Here is a 19625-nt window from a genome sequence, read left to right as displayed (position 1 = left end):
TCGGCTAGTAGTCGGCGTCCGCCCCGGCCTTGCCGAGGCGGCTGTGCCGGCGTCCGTACAGGAAGTAGACGACGAAGCCGATGACCATCCAGATGCCGAACCGGATCCAGGTCTCGGTCGGCAGGTTGAGCATCAGCCAGAACGAGGCCGCGATCGACAGGATGGGGATCAGCGGCACCCACGGGGTGCGGAAGGAGCGGTGGAGGTCGGGGCGGGTCTTGCGCAGGACCATCACGCCGAGGGCGACCACGACGAAGGCGAACAGGGTGCCGATGTTCACCAGTTCCGCTAGCTTCTCCAGGCTGGTGAAGCCCGCGACGACGGCGATGACCCCGCCGAGGAGCACGGTCGCCCGGTAGGGCGTGCGGTACTTCGGGTGGGTGACGGAGAAGACGCGCGGCAGCAGTCCGTCGCGGCTCATCGCGAAGAACACCCGGGTCTGGCCGAGGAGCAGGATCATGCACACGGTGATCAGACCGACCGCCGCCCCGAGGCTGATAGCACCGGCGAAGAAGGGTTGGTCCACGGATTTGAAGGCTTCCGCGAGCGGGGCGCTCGCCGACATCTGCCGGTAGTCCTGCATGCCGGTGACCACCAGCGTCACGGCGACGTAGAGCACGGTGCAGATGATCAGCGAGCCGAGGATGCCGCGCGGCATGTCCCGCTGGGGGTTCTTGGTCTCCTCGGCCGCGGTGGCCACGACGTCGAAGCCGATGAAGGCGAAGAAGACGAGGGAGGCCGCGGTGAAGATGCCCATGACGCCGAAGTTGGTGGGTGCGTAGCCGAACAGCACCTGGATCAGCGGTGCCTTCAGGCCGCTGCCCGCGGGCTGCGGCTCGGCCGGCGGGATGAACGGGGAGTAGTTGTCCGCCTTGATGAAGAACAGGCCCGCGACGATGACCAGCAGCACCACGAAGACCTTGATGGCGACGACGATCGCGGTGATCCGCGCCGAGAGCTTCGTCCCGGCGACCAGGATCGCGGTGAGCACCAGGACCAGCAGGAAGGCCAACAGGTCGAAGGTTCCGCCGCCGTCGGGCCCGGACAACGCGGCGGGCATGTCCCAGCCGAGGTTCGTGTGCATGAGGTGGCGCACGTACCCCGACCAGCCGACCGCCACGACGGCGGTGCCGAGCGCGAACTCCAGCACCAGGTCCCAGCCGATGATCCAGGCGGGAAGCTCACCGATCGAAGCGTACGAGAAGGTGTACGCCGAGCCGGCCACCGGCACGGTCGACGCGAACTCGGCGTAGCAGAGCGCCGCGAGGGCACAGACGATGCCCGCTACAACGAAGGCGAGGGAGGTTGCGGGTCCGGCGTTGTTCCGGGCCGCGATGCCTGTGAGGACGAAGATGCCGGTGCCGATGATGACGCCCACACCGAAGACGGTCAGGTCCCAGGCCGAGAGCGATTTGCGGAGCGCGTGCTCCGGCTCCTCCGTGTCCCGGATGGACTGTTCCACCGTCTTGGTACGGAAGGGGCTTTTCTGATCCGTACTCACCAACGCACCTCCGAGCGGGGAACGCATGCGAACGGGCCGGGAGGCCCACCCCCCAAGGGTGATCTCCCGGCCCGTGACGTGCAACCGCGCAGCGCCCCAGGTGAGGCGTTCGGGCTAGTCGACGGCGGCGGCCGGCTCGCTGTCGAAGCGCCCGTCCAGCTTGGCCACCAGGCCCGTGACCTGTCGGGCGATATCCGGCGCGGTCAGGCCGATCTCGGCCATGATCTCCTTGCGGAGGGCGTGGTCGAGGAAGCGCTGCGGAATGCCGAAGTCGCGCAGCGGCACGTCCACACCGGCGTCGCGCAGCGCCTGCGAGACGGCGGCGCCCACGCCGCCGGTGCGGCCGTTGTCCTCGACGGTGACGACGACGCGGTGCCGGTCGGCCAGCGGGGCCAGGGCCTCGTCCACCGGCTTGACCCAGCGGGGGTCGACGACGGTCGTGGAGATCCCCTGCTTGTCGAGCAGGTCCGCGATCTCCAGGCACATCGGAGCGAGCGCGCCGACCGAGACGAGCAGCACGTCCGTGAGGGCACCTCCCAGGCCCGAAAGGTCGCGGGTGACCTCGGGGTTCGGGGTGCGCAGCACGTCCATGCCGCCGATCCGACCGACGGCCGGGACGGCCGGGCCGACGACGCCCTTGGAGTAGCGCACCACGGTCGGGGCGTCCTTGACCTCGACGGCCTCGCGCAGCTGGGCGCGCAGCTGTTCGGCGTCGCGCGGGGCGGCGAGGCGCAGGCCGGGGACGACCTGGAGGATGGACATGTCCCACATGCCGTTGTGGGAGGCGCCGTCGTCACCGGTGACACCGGCGCGGTCCAGGACGAAGGTGACGCCGCACTTGTGCAGGGCCACGTCCATCAGGACCTGGTCGAAGGCGCGGTTGAGGAAGGTCGCGTAGACCGCGAAGACCGGGTGGACCCCGCCGGTGGCGAGGCCCGCCGCCGATGTCGCGCCGTGCTGCTCGGCGATGCCGACGTCGTAGATGCGGTTCGGGAAGGCCTCGGCGAACTTGTTGAGGCCGACCGGGTGGAGCATTGCCGCGGTGATGCCGACGATGTCCTCGCGCTCGTGGCCGAGCTTGACCATCTCGTCGGCGAAGACGGAGGTCCAGCTGGCGGCCGCGGTCTTCACCGGCAGACCGGTGTCCGGGTGGATGACGCCGACCGCGTGGAAGCGGTCCGCCTCGTGCTCAAGGGCCGGGGTGTAGCCGCGGCCCTTCTGGGTGAGGCAGTGCACGATGACGGGGCCGCTGAAGCGCTTGGCGCGCTGGAGGGCGGACTCCAGGGCCTCGATGTCGTGGCCGTCGATGGGCCCGATGTACTTCAGGCCGAGGTCCTCGAACATGCCCTGCGGGGCGATGAAGTCCTTGAGGCCCTTCTTGGCCCCGTGCAAGGTCTCGAAGAGCGGCTTCCCGACGACCGGGGTGCGCTCCAGGATCTCCTTGCCGCGGGCCAGGAAGCGCTCGTAGCCGTCCGTGGTGCGCAGGGTGGCCAGGTGGTTCGCGAGGCCGCCGATGGTGGGGCCGTACGAGCGCTCGTTGTCGTTGACGACGATGACCAGCGGGCGGTCCTTGGCGGCGGCGATGTTGTTCAGCGCCTCCCAGGCCATGCCGCCGGTCAGCGCGCCGTCACCGATGACGGCGGCGACGTGGTGGTCCTCCCGGCCGAGCACCTCGTTGGCCTTGGCCAGGCCGTCGGCCCAGCCCAGCACGGTGGAGGCGTGGGAGTTCTCGATGACGTCGTGGTCGGACTCGGCGCGCGAGGGGTAGCCGGACAGGCCGCCCTTGGTGCGCAGGCCGACGAAGTCCTGGCGGCCCGTGAGCAGTTTGTGGACGTAGGCCTGGTGACCGGTGTCGAAGAGGACCTTGTCCTTGGGCGAGTCGAAGACCCGGTGCAGGGCGATCGTCAGTTCGACCACCCCGAGGTTGGGGCCGAGGTGCCCGCCGGTCTTGGAGACGGCGTCGACGAGGAAGGACCTGATCTCGGCGGCGAGCTGATTGAGCTCCTCCTGGCTGAGCCGGTCCAGATCGCGCGGTCCCTTGATGCGGGGCAGCAGCACCCGTGCCTCCTTGCAGTTGCTTGCTGGTCTGTCGAGTCTAATGTTCCGTCGGCGACGGCGGTCATCGGGCTGCCGCAGGCGGGTTACAGCTTTGTCATACCTGCACACAGAGCCCTTATGCCACACATCACATAAGGGCGTATACCCACACAGCCGTACGCACATATGTACGCACAGATGCCCGGTGCCACACGAAGTGGCACCGGGCACTGTGACCGGTCTTACCGCGCAGGGCGCGGTGTCAGGCGCGTCCGGCTGTCTTCTGGGTCTTGCGGGTGACCGAGTCGATCACCACGGTGGCCAGCAGCACCGCACCAGTGATCATGTACTGGATCGGGGTGGCGATGCCCTCGAGAGCCAGACCGTACTGGATCGAGGTGATGACCATGACGCCGAGGAGGGCGTTCCAGGTCCGGCCCCGGCCGCCGAAGAGGCTGGTGCCGCCGATCACGGCCGCCGCGATCACGTTCATCAGCAGGTCGCCGGCGCCGGCGCTCTGGTTGGCCGCCGCGATCTTGGAGGCCCAGAAGAGCCCGCCGACGGCGGCGAAGGTGCCCGAGATGGCGAAGACCGCGATGCGGATCCCGGTGACGTTGATGCCCGCACGCCGCGAGGCCTCGACGCTGCCACCGAGGGCGAAGATGTTGCGGCCGAACGAGGTACGGCGCAGCAGGAAGTCCGTGCCGACCAGGACCAGCACGAAGAGCACCACCGCGAGCGGGAGGCCCTTGTACTGGTTGAACACCGCGGCGGGGCCGAAGGTGAACAGCGCCAGCAGCCCGGTGCGCAGCGCGATCTCGCTCAAGGGGCGGGAGGGCACGCCCGCGGCCTGGCGGCGGCGGTTGTCGAAGAAGGAGGCCAGGAAGTACCCGACCGTGGCGACCGCCGCAAGGCCGTAGCCGGCGGCCACGTCCGAGAAGAAGTACGTGGTGAGCTGGCCCACCACGCCATCGGAGTCGAGGTTGATCGTGCCGTTGCTGCCGAGGATCTGCAGCATCGCGCCGGACCAGAAGAGCAGGCCCGACAGGGTGACCGCGAAGGCCGGTGCGCCGATCTTGGCGAAGAAGAAGCCGTGGATCGCGCCGATCAGGGCGCCGCCGGCGATGGCGACCAGGATCGCCACCCATTCGTTGACCCCGTGGGTGACGGCGAGGACAGCGACGATCGCGCCCGAGACACCGCTGACCGAGCCGACCGAAAGGTCGATCTCACCCAGCAGCAGCACGAAGATGATGCCCACGGCCATCATGCCGGTGGCGACCATCGTGATCGCGATGTTGGTGAGGTTCTCCGGGGACAGGAAGTTCTCGTTCAGCCCCTGGAAGATGCCCCAGATGACGATCAGGCCGATGACGACCGGGAGGGAGCCCAGGTCGCCGGCCTTCATCTTGCGGCCGAACTCGCTCAGGTAGCCGGTCAGACCCTGCTCGCGCACGAGCAGGCGCGGGTCCACCGCGGGAATGGCGTCCGCCGGGGCGGCGGGGTTGGCCAACTGGGCCACCTCTTCCGCCGCGGTGTGGTGTTCGGTGCTCACTTGCGAGCCTCCCCGGTACGGGCCGCCCGGCGGGTCACGGCATTGTCCGTGGCACCCGTGATAGCGGAGATGATCTCTTCCTGCGACGTGTCCTTCACCGAGAAGACGCCGTTGTTGCGGCCCAGCCGCAGGACCGCCACCTTGTCGGCGACGGCCTTCACATCGGCCATGTTGTGGCTGATGAGGATGACGGCGTGGCCCCGCTCGCGCAGCCGCTCCACCAGGTCGAGGACCTGGGCGGTCTGCTCGACGCCGAGGGCGGCCGTGGGCTCGTCGAGGATGACGAGCTGGGGCTCGCCCAGCATCGAACGGGCGATCGCCACGGTCTGGCGCTGACCGCCGGAGAGCGAGGCGATGGGAATGCGGACACTGGGGATGCGGATGGACAGCGTGGTCAGGAGCTCGCGGGCGCGGCGCTCCATCTCCACCTCGTCCAGGACACCGTGTCGCTTGAGCTCGCGGCCCAGGAAGAGGTTGCCGACGACGTCGATGTTGTCGCACAGCGCGAGGTCCTGGTAAACCGTCGCGATGCCCAGGTTCTGGGCGTCGTGGGGCCTGCTGATCGAGACCGGCTTGCCCTGCCATTCGATGACTCCGTCATCGATGGGGTGGACGCCGGCGATCGTCTTGACGAGTGTGGACTTGCCGGCGCCGTTGTCGCCGACCAGGGCGACCACCTCGCCGGAATGGATCTCGAGCTCTACATCGGTGAGCGCCTGAACGGCACCGAATCGCTTCGAGACCCCTCGCAACGCCAGCACGGGCGCAGCGGACACATGAACCATCTCCTTCGCCGCCTGACCGGCGGGGATGTCGTGCAATAAGTGCAGGAGCGGGGTGGGGTGGGGGAATCGATTCTGCTCGGCGCCCCGCGTTGGCGGGGAAGAAGGGGCGGGGCGCCGGGCAGGAACGGGGGTCCTGGGGGACCGGAGACCACGGGGACGGGCCTTCCGGTGAAGCAGGACGCTGGGGCCTCGGCAGGCCCGGGAGGACCTGGATGAGGCCGGACACCGACCGTGGTGGGCCGACACGGCCTCCGTAGGAGCTACGTGAGGCCGGTTCGACCTACTTCAGGCCGAGGGTGGCGCAGGCGGCCGCGTACTTCTCGGTGCAGATCTCGTCGGCCGTGTAGACACCGTCCTTGATGACAGTGTCCTTGATGTTGTTCTTGGTGAGCGAGACGACGGGGACCAGGACCGAGGCGATGCCCTTGGTGGTGGGGCTGTCGACCTTGGAGGTGGTGACGCCGTCCAGCTTCTCGCCCTTGGCGAGGGCGACGGCCATCTTCGCGGCGGCCTCGGCCTCGGGGGCGTACGGCTTGTAGACGCTCATGAACTGCTCGCCCAGGACGATCCGCTGCACACCGGCGAGTTCCGCGTCCTGGCCGGTGACCGGGGGCAGCGGGGTCATGCCGGCCGCCTTGAGGGCGGTGATGATGCCGCCGGCCATGCCGTCATTGGCGGAGTAGACGCCGACGATCTTGTCCTTGCCGAGTGCGGAGATCGCGCCCGCCATGTTGGTGTTGGCGTTCTCCGGCTTCCACTCCTTGGTGTCGTACTCCTTGCCGACGGTCACCTTGCCGTCGAGAACGGAGTGCGCACCCTTCTTGAAGAGGGCGGCGTTCGGGTCGGTGACGGACCCGTTCATCATGACGATCTGGCCGTCCTTGGCCTTGTCGCCCAGCGCCTCCAGCAGCGCCTTGCCCTGGACCTTGCCGACCTCTTCGTTGTCGAAGGAGGTGTAGGCGTCGATCGGGCCCTCGGCCAGACGGTCGTAGGAGACGACCGGGATGCCCGCGTCCTTGGCCTTCTTGATCGAGCCGGCGATGGCCTTGGAGTCGACCGCGTCGACGATCAGGACGTTCACCTTGTTGGTGATCATCGTGTCGACCTGCGAGTTCTGCGTGGTCGCGTCCTGCTTGGCGTTGGCGTAGACCACTTCGCCCTTGCCGCCGGTGAGTTCGGCGACCTTCTTCTCGATGAGCGGCTTGTCGAACTTCTCGTAGCGCGCGGTCTGGTTCTCCGGCAGGAGCAGACCGACCTTGATGGCCCCACCCGCGGCGGCAGCCGAGCCGGACTCCTTCGGCTTCTCGCCGGCCTCCTTAGCGCTGCCACAGGCGGCAAGGGAAGCGGCCATGGCGGTGGCGGCGACGGCTACGGCGGCTCTACGCATACGCGTGTTCATTTCTTGAACCTCCCTGACGAGGCCGCAACATTGCGGCCGAGGTGGACGTGAGTCAACCTCGGCCGCAGTTTGCCGTCAAGGAGTGAATCCTTAACGAGATGACAACGGTGCCATCCGTTATCTAACTGAAGGCAAGAGCTTCAGGGTCGGTGAACCGGCCAAAAGGGTCGAATCACCCATCTCGCTCAGCACCAGGGCCAGCGCACCCAGCACCTCCGCCCGACCGCCCAACGACCCGGTGAGCACGGACAGTTGCCGTGCCGCGCTGGGGATCGCGTACCGCCCCACGGACTCGCGTATGGGGGCCAGGACCAGTTCACCGGCTTCCGCCAGCGAACCGCCGAGCACCACGCGGCTCGGGTTCAAAACGTTGCACAGGTTCGCGACACCACTGCCCACATGGCGGCCGACGTCCGCGATCACCCGGCGACACCCGGGGTCACCCTCCCGGGCCAGCTCCACCACGCGCTCCATCGTCAACTCGGGCCCGTGGGTGCTCTGGAGCAGCGGGAGGACGTACCGGGCCGCCGCGAAGGTCTCCAGGCAGCCGCGGTTGCCGCAGCGGCAGACCGGGCCCGACTCGTCCAGGGTGATGTGCCCGATCTCGCCGGCGGTGCCGCCGGGCCCCCGGTAGATCTGGCCGTTGATCACCAGGCCGGCGCCGACGCCGCTCGCGACCTTGATGTACGCGAGGTCTTTGACCCCGCGCCCGCTCCCCCAGACCAGTTCCCCGAGCGCTCCGAGGTTGGCGTCGTTGTCCACGTACACGGGCACGCCCAGGCGCCGCGAGAGCTCCTGGCGCGGGTTGATCCCGGCCCAGCCAGGCAGGATCGCGGTGGAGCCCAGGGTCCCGGACTCCACGTCGATGGGGCCGGGGACTCCGAGCCCCACGCCGATGACCTTCTCCAGGCCCACGCCGATGCCCGCGATCAACTGCCCGACCAGGGCTTCCGCCCGGTCGAAACCGTCCGTCCAGGACGCGTCCACGTCCAGCGGGGCGGCTTCCTCGGCCAGGACCTGGTGGGCGAGGTTGCCGACCGCCACCCGCAGGTGGGTGTGACCGAAGTCCACGCCGATCACGATGCCCGCGTCGCCGCTGAGCGAGACGCTGCGCGCCCGCCGGCCGCCGGCCGAGGTGTCGGTGACCTCGACGGTCCCGCCGTCCTTGAGCTCGCGGACGATGTTGGAGACCGTGGCCGCCGACAATCCGGTGGACCGGGCGATCTCCGCCTGGGTCAACGAACCCGCGAGCCGCACCGCCCGCACGACCCGTTCGAGATTCGCGCGGTGCAGCGAAGACTGCGATCCGGGAGTCTGCACGACTCATCCACTCCTGCCCATAAGCGACGGCCGACCGTCGCCCCCCGGCCGACAGTCGCGGCTTGGTTGCTCCGAGACTCCGGCGTCTCCAACTTGTGAACCTTAAGTCGAGCCTTTGGCCCTCCACACGTCAAGAGGCTGACACAGAACGAAACGGACACTATTGGTCATAAGCGTGAGAGAAAGGCTCCTAGATCGTGCTACGGCCGCCGAGGCGTCGTTCTTCTGCGGCCTTTGCGGCCGGACGACGCCCAACCACTCGCTCGGTCCGTCGGTCCCGGCGGTCAGCCGGTCGTCCGTGCCGGATCGCGCCGCCCGACGTTGGCACTACTTGAGGGTGGCGGAGGTCAGACCGGCCTGGATCTGGCGCTGGAAGGACAGGTAGACCACCAGCATGGGGATCATCGCGATGGTCACTCCGGCGAACAGCACCGGCAGGTCCGTCTCGTACCCCATCTGGTACTGGAGCTGGATCAGGCCCTGGGTGAGCATGTACCGCTCGGGGTCCGATCCGGTCTGCGGCTGCATCAGCACGGAGGGCAGGATGTACTGGTTCCACTGGCCGAGGACGTTGAATATCCCGACGCTGATCAGGCCTGGCTTGGCCATCGGCAGCATCACCTGGAAGAAGATCCGGGTGTCGGAGGCCCCGTCGATCACCGCCGCCTCGTGCACGGCCGTCGGCAGCGTCCGGAAGAAGGAGTGCATGAAGAAGACGGTGAAGGGCATCGAGTAGGCCACGTACACCAGGATCAGGCCCTGGTACGTGTTGAGCATGTCCAGGCGCTTGACCATGAAGAACAGCGGGACGAGCGCCAGGAAGACGGGGAACATCGCCCCGCTGACGAAGAAGTAGTAGAAGAGCCGGTTCCCCGGGAAGGGGTAGCGGGCCAGTACGTACGCCGCCATCGAGCCGAGCAGCATGGTCAGCGGGACCGAGAACGCCATCACGATCAGCGTGTGGGCGAAGTAGTCGCCGATGCCCTTGTCCCAGGCCCGGGAGAAGGCGTCGAAATGCCAGTTGGAGGGCCAGCTCAGGGCCGATCCGCCGATCTGGGAGTCGGTCTTGAACGAACCGAGCGCCAGCCAGATCAGGGGCAGGACGATCAGTATCGCCCAGACGGCGAGGAAGCCGTGCGAGAAGACGTTCAGCACCATGCCGTCGGAGCCGCGCTTCTCACCCTCCTTGGAACGGCCGCTGCCGCCGGCCCGCTCGGCCGAGGCTTCGCCCGGCGCTTTGATCACTGTGGTCATCGTGGTCTCCCGCTCAGAACTCGATGCGCTCGCGGCGGGTGGCGCGCAGCGTGACGACGGAGAGGATCATGGTCAGGATGAGCATCACCACGCCCATGGCGCAGGCGTAGCCGCTCTTGCCGAAGTACAGGAAGTTGCGCATGAGCACCGTGGCCATGACCTCGCTGTGGTGGTCCGGTCCGCCGCCGAACTGGCCCGAAGTCATCGTGGACACGAGGACGAACATGTCCATGGCGGCGATGCCGAGGTAGACCGCTGACGTCTGCACGGAGTCCCACAGCAGGGGCAGCGTGACCTTGAGGAAGGTCTGGGCGCGGCCCGCTCCGTCGAGCAGGGCGGCCTCGTAGATGTCCTTGGGCACGGACTGCATGGCGGCCGAGAAGAGGACCAGGTAGAAGCCGACTCCGTGCCAGACCACCACCAGGAGCAGGCACCACAGGACGAGGTCCGGCTGGTTGAGCCATTCGATGGGGTGGGCGGGGTCGACCAGGCCCAGCTTGGTGAGGAAGCCGTTGAGCAGGCCACCCTCGTCACTGCGGTACACGGCGCCGAAGAGCACCGCGAGGATGGCGAGGGAGAGGACCTGCGGGAAGAAGTAGACGATCTTGTAGACGGAGGACCCGCGCACGCCCCGCACTCCGCCGGCTCCGCTGCGCCCTCCCGCGTTCACCATGAACGCGAAGAAGAGGGCCAGCAGGATGGTGACGGTCGGGACGAACACCAGGAGCAGCAGGTTGTGCCACAGGGCTCCGCGGAAGACCTCGTCCTTCATCAGGGCGGCGTAGTTGTCCAGGCCGACGAAGTCGAACGTGGGCGACTGTCCCGACCAGTTGGTGAAGGAGTAGCCGAACGTCTGAACGTACGGCCAGATGACGAAAGTCAGGTACAGCGCGAGCGGCAGGACGAGGAAGCCGGCGATGAAGCCGATCCGGCTCTTGCCCTGGGCTACTTGGCTCATGGTGTCCGCCCCTTGGACGTATGTCAGCTGCGGTGGTTGTTCTTGGCGTTCGGGTCCTTGGCAGCCTTGTCTACCGCAGCCTGGGCCCGCTTGATCCATTCCTTTGGCTGGATCCGCTTGGCCATCAACTCATTGGACGCGTTCTGGATCTCGGTGTCCATTTCGCTGTACCAGTCGGGGTAGAGGTAGTTGAAGGTGTTCGAGCCGGCCGTCTTGACGGCCGCGACCGCCGAGGCCGTGCCCGGGCGCAGCTTGACGTTCGGGTCGACGCCGTCCTTGACCACGGTGAGGGAGTTGGCCTGCTGGGCGAAGAGGGTGGACCATTCGCGGGACAGCATCGAGCGGAGGAACTCCAGGCCGCCGGCCTTGTTGGCGGCCTTCTCCGGGACGATGAAGGGCTCGCCCGCGCCGGCCCGGATGGCCTCGAAGGGCAGTTTGCTGTCGGCCAGCGTCGGAACCGGCAGGAACTTCATGTCGAAGTCGTCCGGGGTCTGCTTGAGCTGCTCGTTCTCCAGCCAGGAGCCGGAGGGGATGAAGGCGGCCTTGTACTGGTTCCAGGCGGTCTGGGACTCCGTGTGGGTGAGGCCGTTGGTGCCGGCCATCAGCAGGTCCTTCTCGACGATCTCGTAGACCGCCTCGACCGCGGCGAGGGCGGCGGGGTTGCCCTCGAAGGCGTTCGGTTCGAGGTTGTCGATCGCCTTCATGGCCTCCAGACCGCCCTTCTTGGCGATCAGGTCCATGATGACGACATTGATGTAGTACGGGTACTTGCCCTGGTGGGCGAGTCCGCCGATGCCGGCCGCCTTGGCCTTGGTGCAGATGTCGAGGAACTGGTCCCAGGTCTTCGGCTCGGCCCAGCCCTTCTCCTTGAAGAGCTTGCCCGAGTACCAGAACCCGAACACCGTGTACACGTAGTAGAGGGCGACGAACTTGCCGCCCTGGGTGCCCTGCTCGACGGTTCCCGGGATGAGCATGTCCCGGACCTTCTTGTTCGGGTCGTCGAGCGAGGGCGCGTCCAGCACCTGGGTGAGCTCGGCGAGCTGGCCGCCCTTGGCGAGGACGTCGACCTTGATCTGCTGGGCGCCGGAGTCGTCGATGACGTCCGGCGGGTTGCCGCCGTTGAAACGGGGCTGGAGTTTGGCGGCGATCTCCTGGGTGCCCAGGTGGGAGCTGGTGGTGCCCCACTTCTTGTCGAAGGCAGCCTCCCAGGCCTTCGCGTAGTCGTCGCCGAACCCGCCCTTGAAGACGACGACGTCCAGCTTGCCGCCCTTGGCGACGCCGAAGGGGTTCTCCTTCGACACGGCTCCCTTGACGGGGCCGTTCGTGGGCTCCTCGCCGCCCGAGGCGCAGGCGGACAGGAAGCCCATCGTCGGCACGGCGATCAGGCCGAGTGCCACGGAGCGCTTGATCAGATCCCGGCGGCCGAGGCCGTCACCGGTGGTGTTCTCGCCGTGGGCGGAGGTGGATCCCATGCTCAAGTCCTCGCCTTCGTCAGGAGTGTGAAGGAGGAAGGGACTCGGCGCATGCCCGTATTTGCCGTGCTTGCAGACATCACCGCAGGTCCCCGCCGTCCCCCGGCCCGGGCCGCTCGTCTCGCGGGTGATCCGGACGGGCACAGGTATAGTCCACTTCCGCTCGTGTGAGCAAGATCATGCACAAGGATCAGCCCCGGCTTTTCCGAGTTGAGACCTCACCGTCACCTGGACCGCGCCGCCGGAGGGACCACGAACGAACGGAAGGGCCGTACCCCCCTAACGGGGATACGGCCCTTTGGTGCCGATCTACCTCAGACGCTTAGCCGCGGATGAGGTTGCGCAGCACGTACTGCATGATGCCGCCGTTGCGGTAGTAGTCCGCCTCGCCCGGCGTGTCGATGCGGACGACCGCGTCGAACTCCACACCGGTGTCGGTGGTGACCTTGACCGTGCGCGGGGTGGTGCCGTTGTTCAGCTCCTCCACACCGGTGAACGAGAAGGTCTCCTCGCCGGTGAGGCCCAGCGCGGCCGCCGAGGCGCCCTCCGGGAACTGCAGGGGCAGCACGCCCATGCCGATCAGGTTCGAGCGGTGGATGCGCTCGTAGGACTCGGCGATGACCGCCTTGACGCCGAGCAGCGCGGTGCCCTTGGCGGCCCAGTCGCGGGACGAGCCCGAGCCGTACTCCTTGCCCGCCAGGATGACCAGCGGGATGCCGGCGGCCTGGTAGTTCTGGGAGGCGTCGTAGATGAAGGAGACCGGGCCGCCCTCGACGGTGAAGTCGCGGGTGAAGCCGCCCTCGGTGCCCGGCGCGATCTGGTTGCGCAGGCGGATGTTGGCGAACGTACCGCGGATCATGACCTCGTGGTTGCCGCGGCGGGAACCGTACGAGTTGAAGTCGCGGCGCTCGACGCCGTGCTCGGTGAGGTACTTGCCGGCCGGGGTGTCGGCCTTGATCGCACCGGCCGGGGAGATGTGGTCGGTGGTGACCGAGTCGCCCAGCTTCGCCAGCACGCGCGCACCGGCGATGTCGGAGACCGGGGTGGTCTCCATCGTCATGCCCTCGAAGTAGGGGGGCTTGCGGACGTAGGTGGACTGCGGGTCCCACTCGAAGGTGTTGCCGGTCGGGATCGACAGCGCCTGCCACTGGGCGTCGCCCGCGAAGACGTCCTGGTAGGACTTGTTGAACATGTCCTCGCCGATGGCGTTCGCCACGACGTCGTTGACCTCGGCCTCGGACGGCCAGATGTCCTGGAGGAAGACCGGCTTGCCCTCGGTGTCGACGCCGATGGCGTCCTTGGTGATGTCCACCTTCATGGAGCCCGCGATGGCGTACGCGACGACCAGCGGCGGGGAGGCCAGGTAGTTCATCTTGACGTCGGGGTTGATCCGGCCCTCGAAGTTGCGGTTGCCGGAGAGCACCGAGGTGACCGCGAGGTCGTGCTCGTTGATCGCCTTCGAGATCTCCTCGTCCAGCGGACCGGAGTTGCCGATGCAGGTGGTGCAGCCGTACCCGACCAGGTTGAAGCCCATCTTGTCGAGGTACGGGGTCAGGCCGGCCTTGTCGAAGTAGTCGGTGACGACCTTCGAGCCCGGGGCCAGGGTGGTCTTGACCCACGGCTTGCGGGTCAGGCCCTTCTCGACCGCCTTCTTCGCCACGAGCGCCGCGGCGACCATGACGTACGGGTTCGAGGTGTTGGTGCAGGAGGTGATCGCGGCGACGGTGACGGCGCCGTGGTCGATCTCGAAGGAGGAACCGTCGGCCAGGGTGACCGGCGTCGGACGGGTCGGCACGCCGTTGGACGTGGCCGGGGCGTCGGACGCCGGGAAGGACTCCTTGCCGGCCTCCTCGTCCTCGACGACGTAGTTGCGCACGTCCTGCGCGAACTGCTCGGCGGCGTTGGCCAGGACGATGCGGTCCTGCGGGCGCTTCGGGCCGGCGATGGAGGGGACGACCGTGGAGAGGTCGAGCTCCAGCTTCTCGGAGAAGTCCGGCTCGGCGGCCGGGTCCAGCCACAGACCCTGCTCCTTGGCGTACGCCTCGACGAGCGCGACCTGCTGGGCGTCGCGGCCGGTCAGGCGCAGGTACTTCAGGGTCTCGTCGTCGATCGGGAAGATCGCGGCGGTGGAGCCGAACTCCGGCGACATGTTGCCGATGGTGGCGCGGTTCGCGAGGGAGGTGGCGGAGACGCCCTCACCGTAGAACTCGACGAACTTGCCGACGACACCGTGCTTGCGCAGCATCTCGGTGATGGTCAGCACCAGGTCGGTGGCGGTGGTGCCGGCGGGCAGCTCGCCGGTCAGCTTGAAGCCGACGACGCGCGGGATCAGCATGGAGACCGGCTGGCCGAGCATCGCGGCCTCGGCCTCGATGCCGCCGACGCCCCAGCCCAGCACGCCCAGGCCGTTGACCATGGTGGTGTGCGAGTCGGTGCCGACGAGGGTGTCGGGGTACGCCTGGCCGTTTCGGACCATGACCGTGCGGGCCAGGTGCTCGATGTTGACCTGGTGGACGATGCCGGTGCCCGGGGGGACGACCTTGAACTCGTCGAAGGCGGTCTGGCCCCAGCGCAGGAACTGGTAACGCTCCTTGTTGCGGCCGTACTCCAGCTCCACGTTCTGGGCGAACGCGTCGGCGGTGCCGAACTTGTCGGCGATGACCGAGTGGTCGATGACCAGCTCGGCCGGGGCCAGCGGGTTGATCTTGGACGGGTCGCCGCCGAGGGCCTTCACGGCCTCGCGCATGGTGGCGAGGTCCACGACGCAGGGAACGCCGGTGAAGTCCTGCATGATCACGCGGGCCGGCGTGAACTGGATCTCCTCGCTGGGCTGGGCCTGGGAGTCCCAGTTGCCGAGCGACCGGATGTGGTCGGCGGTGATGTTCGCGCCGTCCTCGGTGCGGAGCAGGTTCTCCAGCAGCACCTTCAGGCTGTAGGGAAGGCGGGCGGAGCCCTCAACCTTGTCCAGCCGGAAGATCTCGTACGACTCGTCGCCCACCTGCAGCGTGCTGCGGGCGTCGAAGCTGTTCGCCGACACGACAGTCTCCTTCATGCATGAAATTCGCGCGTTTTACCGCAATCCTGCCGCCACGCCCTATGGCCAATCCGCTAAGGTAAGGCTAAGTTAGGTAACCCTTACCAGCAGGGGCGGCTGCGGTGCGCCTTCGGCAGATATCTCGATGTCGAGATAACTCTAGTGCATTGCCGCCCCGCGGTCATGCACGGCATGGGTGTGTGCTGTCTCATCGAAGGCTGATCGATGTCACCGAAGATTGATGACTGGCAGTTTCGTCTCACCGAAGTTTGAGTGGCGTGGGGTGCCAGCGCCCGTTCCGGCGAAGGCGCCTGCGTTTCGCTGGACCTGCGCTCAGTGTGTGGCGGACCAATCGGCGCTGACCTGGTCCGCTACGGAGAAGCCTGTTTCGCAGTCCGGGCACGTCGCATCGCCGAAGACGTAGGTCATCGCGTTAGCGACTCCTTGGTGACCGTCGGTGAGCGCGATGTCGTGGAGCCGTCGTCCGATGCCGTCCATGTCTGCGGGGTTCGCGGGACGCAGGGGCGTCGTCTCGACGTCATCCTCCGACAGCGCGTAGTCGCCGCTCGTGGAGAAGAATCCGCGCTCCCCGATGACGACGAACAGGTTGGCTTGGCAGCTGGGGCAGGAGACCTCGTACTCCTCGTTCACAAGGCCCGAGGCCAGGTCTTCGCTCCAGCTCACGACACCTTCGAAGCTCAGCATGGCTTCCAGGAGGTAGGCGTACTCGGTGCGATCGGACGCCGTCCGGAGGTGTTGGTTCACCACCGCCAGCAGGGTCTCGACCTCCGCCACGTGCTGCGCGCGGACGTCGCCGGCCCCGTGCGGCTGGTCGGATCCCGCCATGATCGCGCCCGCCAGATTCAGGGCACTGACCGCCTGCTCTCGGTCATCGCTGCCGGCTACGTCGGCGAGCCATGGCAGGGCCGCGAAGCTGGCCGAGTAGACACTGCCTTGATGACACAGCGCCGACCACAGATCGTTCCAACGCTCGGCGTTCGGCTCCGATGCGATCTGGTCCAGCAGCGCCGGTATGTCTTCCGCGGAGCCATAAGCATGGCTGAGTTGCGACCAATCCGTCATGCCGGGATCCAACCAGGTCAGTGAATCGACACGCCAAGCGCACCCGTGGTTACCGCGCGAGCTGGGCGGCTGAACTGATTGATCGCCCAGCTCAGACCCGGTGCAAGGTGCTGTTGACGGTCGGCGCATGATGGCCGTCATGGAGAACGCGGTCGAGAAGATCAAGGTCTGGTTCCGGTTCGTCCCCCGCGAGGGCTGGTTCCCGCAGGACACCGAAGGCCTTTGGGCGACGAAGCTCAGCGACGACACAGCCAGAGTGCAGAACGCCGCCTTTCTTCAGAACGGGGTGGTTGAGGGTGACGTTGTGCGGTTCCAGACCGACTCCGACGGGCTCCACTGGGCTGTCGGGCGTGTCAGTTCTTCCGGCAACTGCACGATTCGCGTTGTGCCCGTCCCTACCGGCCCCCTGGGACGGAGCCCCATGGCAGTGCATCAGCGCCTTGCAGCGTTCGGGCTCGGAGGCGAGGTCTTCAGTGAGGACTTCCCGATGGTGGCCTTCACCGCATCGGCTGACGCGGACTTCGCCGGGATCAAGGCACTCCTGACTCAGGGGCAGGAGGAAGGGTGGTGGCACTACGAAGTCGGCTGCGGCGCCGACGAGTGGTGGAACGCCTGACCTCAACGGGACCTCGGGCCTTCGCGGCCAACCTTCGATGGCACGCGCCCAATGTTCGCTGTCACGGGAACACGAGGACGAAGACTTCACCCACGCGAGGGGTTTCACCCTATTTGGGCCTGATGGAGCCTCGCCGGACCCGGACAGTTGTCTTGGTGGGGCGGGTGGGTATGGGGCCGGCAGGGGTGAACGATGGGAGAACTGGCGGGTGCGTACGCGGATCCGGCACTGGGGTCGTTTGACCTGGACTTCTACGAGGGTGGCACGCGGGTTCGCAGTCCGCTGGGGGTGAGCTGGAACACGCGCTTCGAGCAGGTGGACCCGGTGCGTTCGTTTCGCTGGGTGAAGGGTGGGGCGGGCTTCGCGGGTTGGCACTGGTCGGCGACGACTGGTGGCCACGTCGGGTATGAGTCGTGGCTAGAGCGAGACCGGCTGATCCTTCTCGACGCCGATCCGGGTGTGACGGGGATCGCCTCGCAGCCCTTCTGGCTGCACTGGCATGACGGCTCACGCAAGCGTCGTCACGCCCCGGATTTCTTCGTGCGGCTCGCGGACGGCCGTGGCCAGGTCGTCGGCGTCCGTGCCGATGACCAGATCGACGAGGCGGCCGTGGGTGCCTTCGAGGCGACGGAGCGGGCCTGCCGGGCCGTGGGCTGGGGGTTCCTACATGTCGGTGTCCCGGATCCGGTACTCATGGCGAACATGCGGTGGCTTTCGCGCTATCGCAGGAGCCGGTGTCGTCGCCGTCATGACGTTGCCGACCTGCTGGTCAGCGTCTTCGCCGAGCCGGCTCCGCTGCTGGCTGGGGCAGCGGAGGCCGGTGATCCGCTCCTGGTGCTGCCGGTGCTGTTGCATCTGCTGTGGTCCCGCGTGCTGGTGACGGATGTGGCCTCGCAGCTGCTGGCATCGGACAGCATGGTGCACACCGCGAGCGGGCAGTGATGGGTCATTTTCGCGAACCTGCAGATCATGGCCACCAAGCAACGCCGCACGGCCCAGAGGCATCCACCGCGGCTCTCGCTCGACAGCCCGGAGGCAGCCTGATCCGGATCACTCAAACTTCGATGAGACGCACTCAAGGTTCAATGAGACAGGACATGGGTGTCCCATCTTTGACCGGTCCCGCTACTGGTCAGCGGGCTGCTGGCGGCTGGGGGTAGGTTCACCTCATGCCACCTACCCCCCTGATCACGCTGTGGCTGGCCAACTGGCTGGTCATGTCGGTCGTTGCCGTATCCGTGGCGAAGTCCCGGTCAGCGAGTAACAGGCGGGTGCAGGTGGACCTGTGGGAGTTGGAGACTCGCCTCCATAGCATGGTGGTCCTGCTGATCTTGTGGCCAGTCCTGCTGTTCCGCTTGGTGCCGGTAGTACTGCCACCGTCGGCACGGCGGGGTGTCGCTTCGGTAGTACGGAGGGCCCGGTGACGTCAGCTTCAGACGATGTTCACGGCGGGCCGTGCACCTTCCAGGAAGGCACCCCCTCGCCGGACAACCCGTCCGTATGGGTCGACGACTGGGGCGCACACGTGCCGGCTCCGGGGAGTCTGCGACTCCCTGGTGAGCGGATGCGGACGTACGATCCAGGGCGGACTGTCGAGCATCCGGGCAGCGAAGTCCATTTCCCTCCTCTGGCCAACGGCTTGGACTACGTCCTCAGCGTCGTTGAACTGCTGGAGGCTGGCACCGAGCGGGTTAGTGCCCGTGACTTGAAGTACGCCGTGCTTCATCTCGCAGCCGGGGTGGAAGTGCTGCTCAAGGCTCGCCTGCAGATGGAGCACTGGGCTCTCGTCTTCAAGGACCCCGCACGCGCGAAACGGTCCGAGCTGGAAGACGGCACGCTCAACAGCTGCTCGCCGAGCGAGGCGGTCCAGCGGTTGAGGGACATCGCCGGCGTTGCGGTCAGCGATAAGGACGCGAAGGCCCTGGAGCGTCTGGCTCGGCACCGCAACGCCCTCCAGCACTATGGACTGATCGGGCCGGCTGCGAACGCCCGCGCACTGGAGAGCTTGGCGGGTGAGGTCCTTGAGTTCATGGTCCCGTTCCTCGCCCGCGAGGTGTTGTCTGCCCTGTCCGAGGACGAGTACGAGACGTTTGAGGAGGAGTTCAACCGAATCAGATTCGGCTGCCACCGGATCCAGGGGTTCGTGAAAAAGAGGATGCAGCGGCTGAGCAGCGTCCTGACCGGCCAGGAGTACAAGACCCTGCGGTGTCCACAGTGTGAGCAATGGGCCTTCCAGCCCATCCACGACGAACCGGGATTCGACGGCATGCGCTGCGCCTTCTGTGCCTTCATCGCGGACCCGCAAACGGCTGCCACTGAGTACGCCCTGGCGGTCTTGCGGGTGGGCCTGCAGGACCTGGAACTTGGTCGGCGTCCCGTCAAGTGGTGCCCGGACTGCGAATCCCCCGCGCTGATCATGGGGGTGTTCACCGCCGCCGATCCAGAGCAGCCAGTGAACTTCTGCTTCGCCTGTGGTGCGGTTGTACCGGACCTCTTCAGCTGTGCCCGCTGCGAGCTGCCGTATCGGGGCCCGGAGAAGCAATCGCTGTGCGTGGCGTGTTCAGACCGTTCGGCGGACTGGGAAGAGCTGCTGTAGGGGCTGCCGCCTGAT

General features: G+C 67.2%; 14 protein-coding genes. 3 read left to right on the top strand and 11 right to left on the bottom strand.

Going from position 1 to position 19625, the window contains the following annotated elements; all coding sequences use genetic code 11:
* Positions 1-4: 4 nt before the first annotated feature.
* The 11 genes from ABZZ20_RS06500 to ABZZ20_RS06450 form a co-directional block, all read right to left on the bottom strand.
* Positions 5-1528, bottom strand: coding sequence for an amino acid permease (locus tag ABZZ20_RS06500; protein ID WP_356867417.1), 1524 nt, complete (start codon positions 1526-1528; stop codon positions 5-7).
* 87 nt (positions 1529-1615) lie between these two features.
* Positions 1616-3559 (bottom strand): 1-deoxy-D-xylulose-5-phosphate synthase, encoded by a 1944-nt coding sequence (dxs, locus tag ABZZ20_RS06495; RefSeq protein WP_356867415.1) that lies wholly within the window; start codon positions 3557-3559, stop codon positions 1616-1618.
* A gap of 241 nt (positions 3560-3800) precedes the next feature.
* Positions 3801-5060, bottom strand: a complete 1260-nt coding sequence (locus ABZZ20_RS06490) for a sugar ABC transporter permease (protein WP_356867961.1) — start codon at positions 5058-5060, stop codon at positions 3801-3803.
* Between the two features lie 29 nt (positions 5061-5089).
* Complete coding sequence (locus tag ABZZ20_RS06485) at positions 5090-5878, bottom strand: ATP-binding cassette domain-containing protein (RefSeq protein ID WP_356867413.1); 789 nt, start codon at positions 5876-5878, stop codon at positions 5090-5092.
* Positions 5879-6158: 280 nt separating this feature from the next.
* On the bottom strand, positions 6159-7277 hold the full coding sequence (locus tag ABZZ20_RS06480) for a substrate-binding domain-containing protein (protein ID WP_356867411.1): 1119 nt from the start codon (positions 7275-7277) through the stop codon (positions 6159-6161).
* 117 nt (positions 7278-7394) lie between these two features.
* A complete protein-coding gene (locus ABZZ20_RS06475) occupies positions 7395-8597 on the bottom strand; it encodes an ROK family transcriptional regulator (protein ID WP_356867409.1) in 1203 nt (400 codons plus the stop codon).
* Between the two features lie 327 nt (positions 8598-8924).
* Positions 8925-9851: a carbohydrate ABC transporter permease gene (locus ABZZ20_RS06470; RefSeq protein ID WP_356867407.1), complete on the bottom strand. Its 927-nt coding sequence runs from the start codon at positions 9849-9851 to the stop codon at positions 8925-8927.
* Positions 9852-9864: 13 nt separating this feature from the next.
* Positions 9865-10809 carry a sugar ABC transporter permease gene (locus tag ABZZ20_RS06465; RefSeq protein WP_356867406.1) on the bottom strand — a complete coding sequence of 315 codons (945 nt, stop codon included), beginning with the start codon at positions 10807-10809 and terminating at the stop codon, positions 9865-9867.
* A gap of 23 nt (positions 10810-10832) precedes the next feature.
* Entirely contained in the window at positions 10833-12281 is a 1449-nt protein-coding gene (gene ngcE, locus ABZZ20_RS06460) for an N-acetylglucosamine/diacetylchitobiose ABC transporter substrate-binding protein (RefSeq protein WP_356867404.1), read from the bottom strand.
* Positions 12282-12603: 322 nt separating this feature from the next.
* Positions 12604-15318, bottom strand: coding sequence for an aconitate hydratase AcnA (gene acnA / locus ABZZ20_RS06455; RefSeq protein ID WP_356867402.1), 2715 nt, complete (start codon positions 15316-15318; stop codon positions 12604-12606).
* Between the two features lie 330 nt (positions 15319-15648).
* Positions 15649-16398 (bottom strand): hypothetical protein, encoded by a 750-nt coding sequence (locus tag ABZZ20_RS06450; RefSeq protein WP_356867400.1) that lies wholly within the window; start codon positions 16396-16398, stop codon positions 15649-15651.
* A gap of 127 nt (positions 16399-16525) precedes the next feature.
* On the opposite strand from ABZZ20_RS06450, the gene ABZZ20_RS06445 reads away from it, so the two are divergent.
* From ABZZ20_RS06445 to ABZZ20_RS06435, 3 genes are all read left to right on the top strand, one after another.
* Complete coding sequence (locus ABZZ20_RS06445; RefSeq protein WP_356867398.1) at positions 16526-17014, top strand: DUF4265 domain-containing protein; 489 nt, start codon at positions 16526-16528, stop codon at positions 17012-17014.
* Between the two features lie 192 nt (positions 17015-17206).
* Positions 17207-17956 (top strand): TnsA-like heteromeric transposase endonuclease subunit, encoded by a 750-nt coding sequence (locus ABZZ20_RS06440; protein WP_356867396.1) that lies wholly within the window; start codon positions 17207-17209, stop codon positions 17954-17956.
* A gap of 622 nt (positions 17957-18578) precedes the next feature.
* Positions 18579-19610: a hypothetical protein gene (locus ABZZ20_RS06435; protein WP_356867394.1), complete on the top strand. Its 1032-nt coding sequence runs from the start codon at positions 18579-18581 to the stop codon at positions 19608-19610.
* The last annotated feature ends 15 nt before the right edge of the window (positions 19611-19625 follow it).

Origin of the sequence: Streptomyces sp. NPDC006430, assembly GCF_040612395.1 — a bacterium.
Lineage (GTDB): Bacteria > Actinomycetota > Actinomycetes > Streptomycetales > Streptomycetaceae > Streptomyces.
This window is presented reverse-complemented; position numbering and strand designations above follow the sequence as displayed.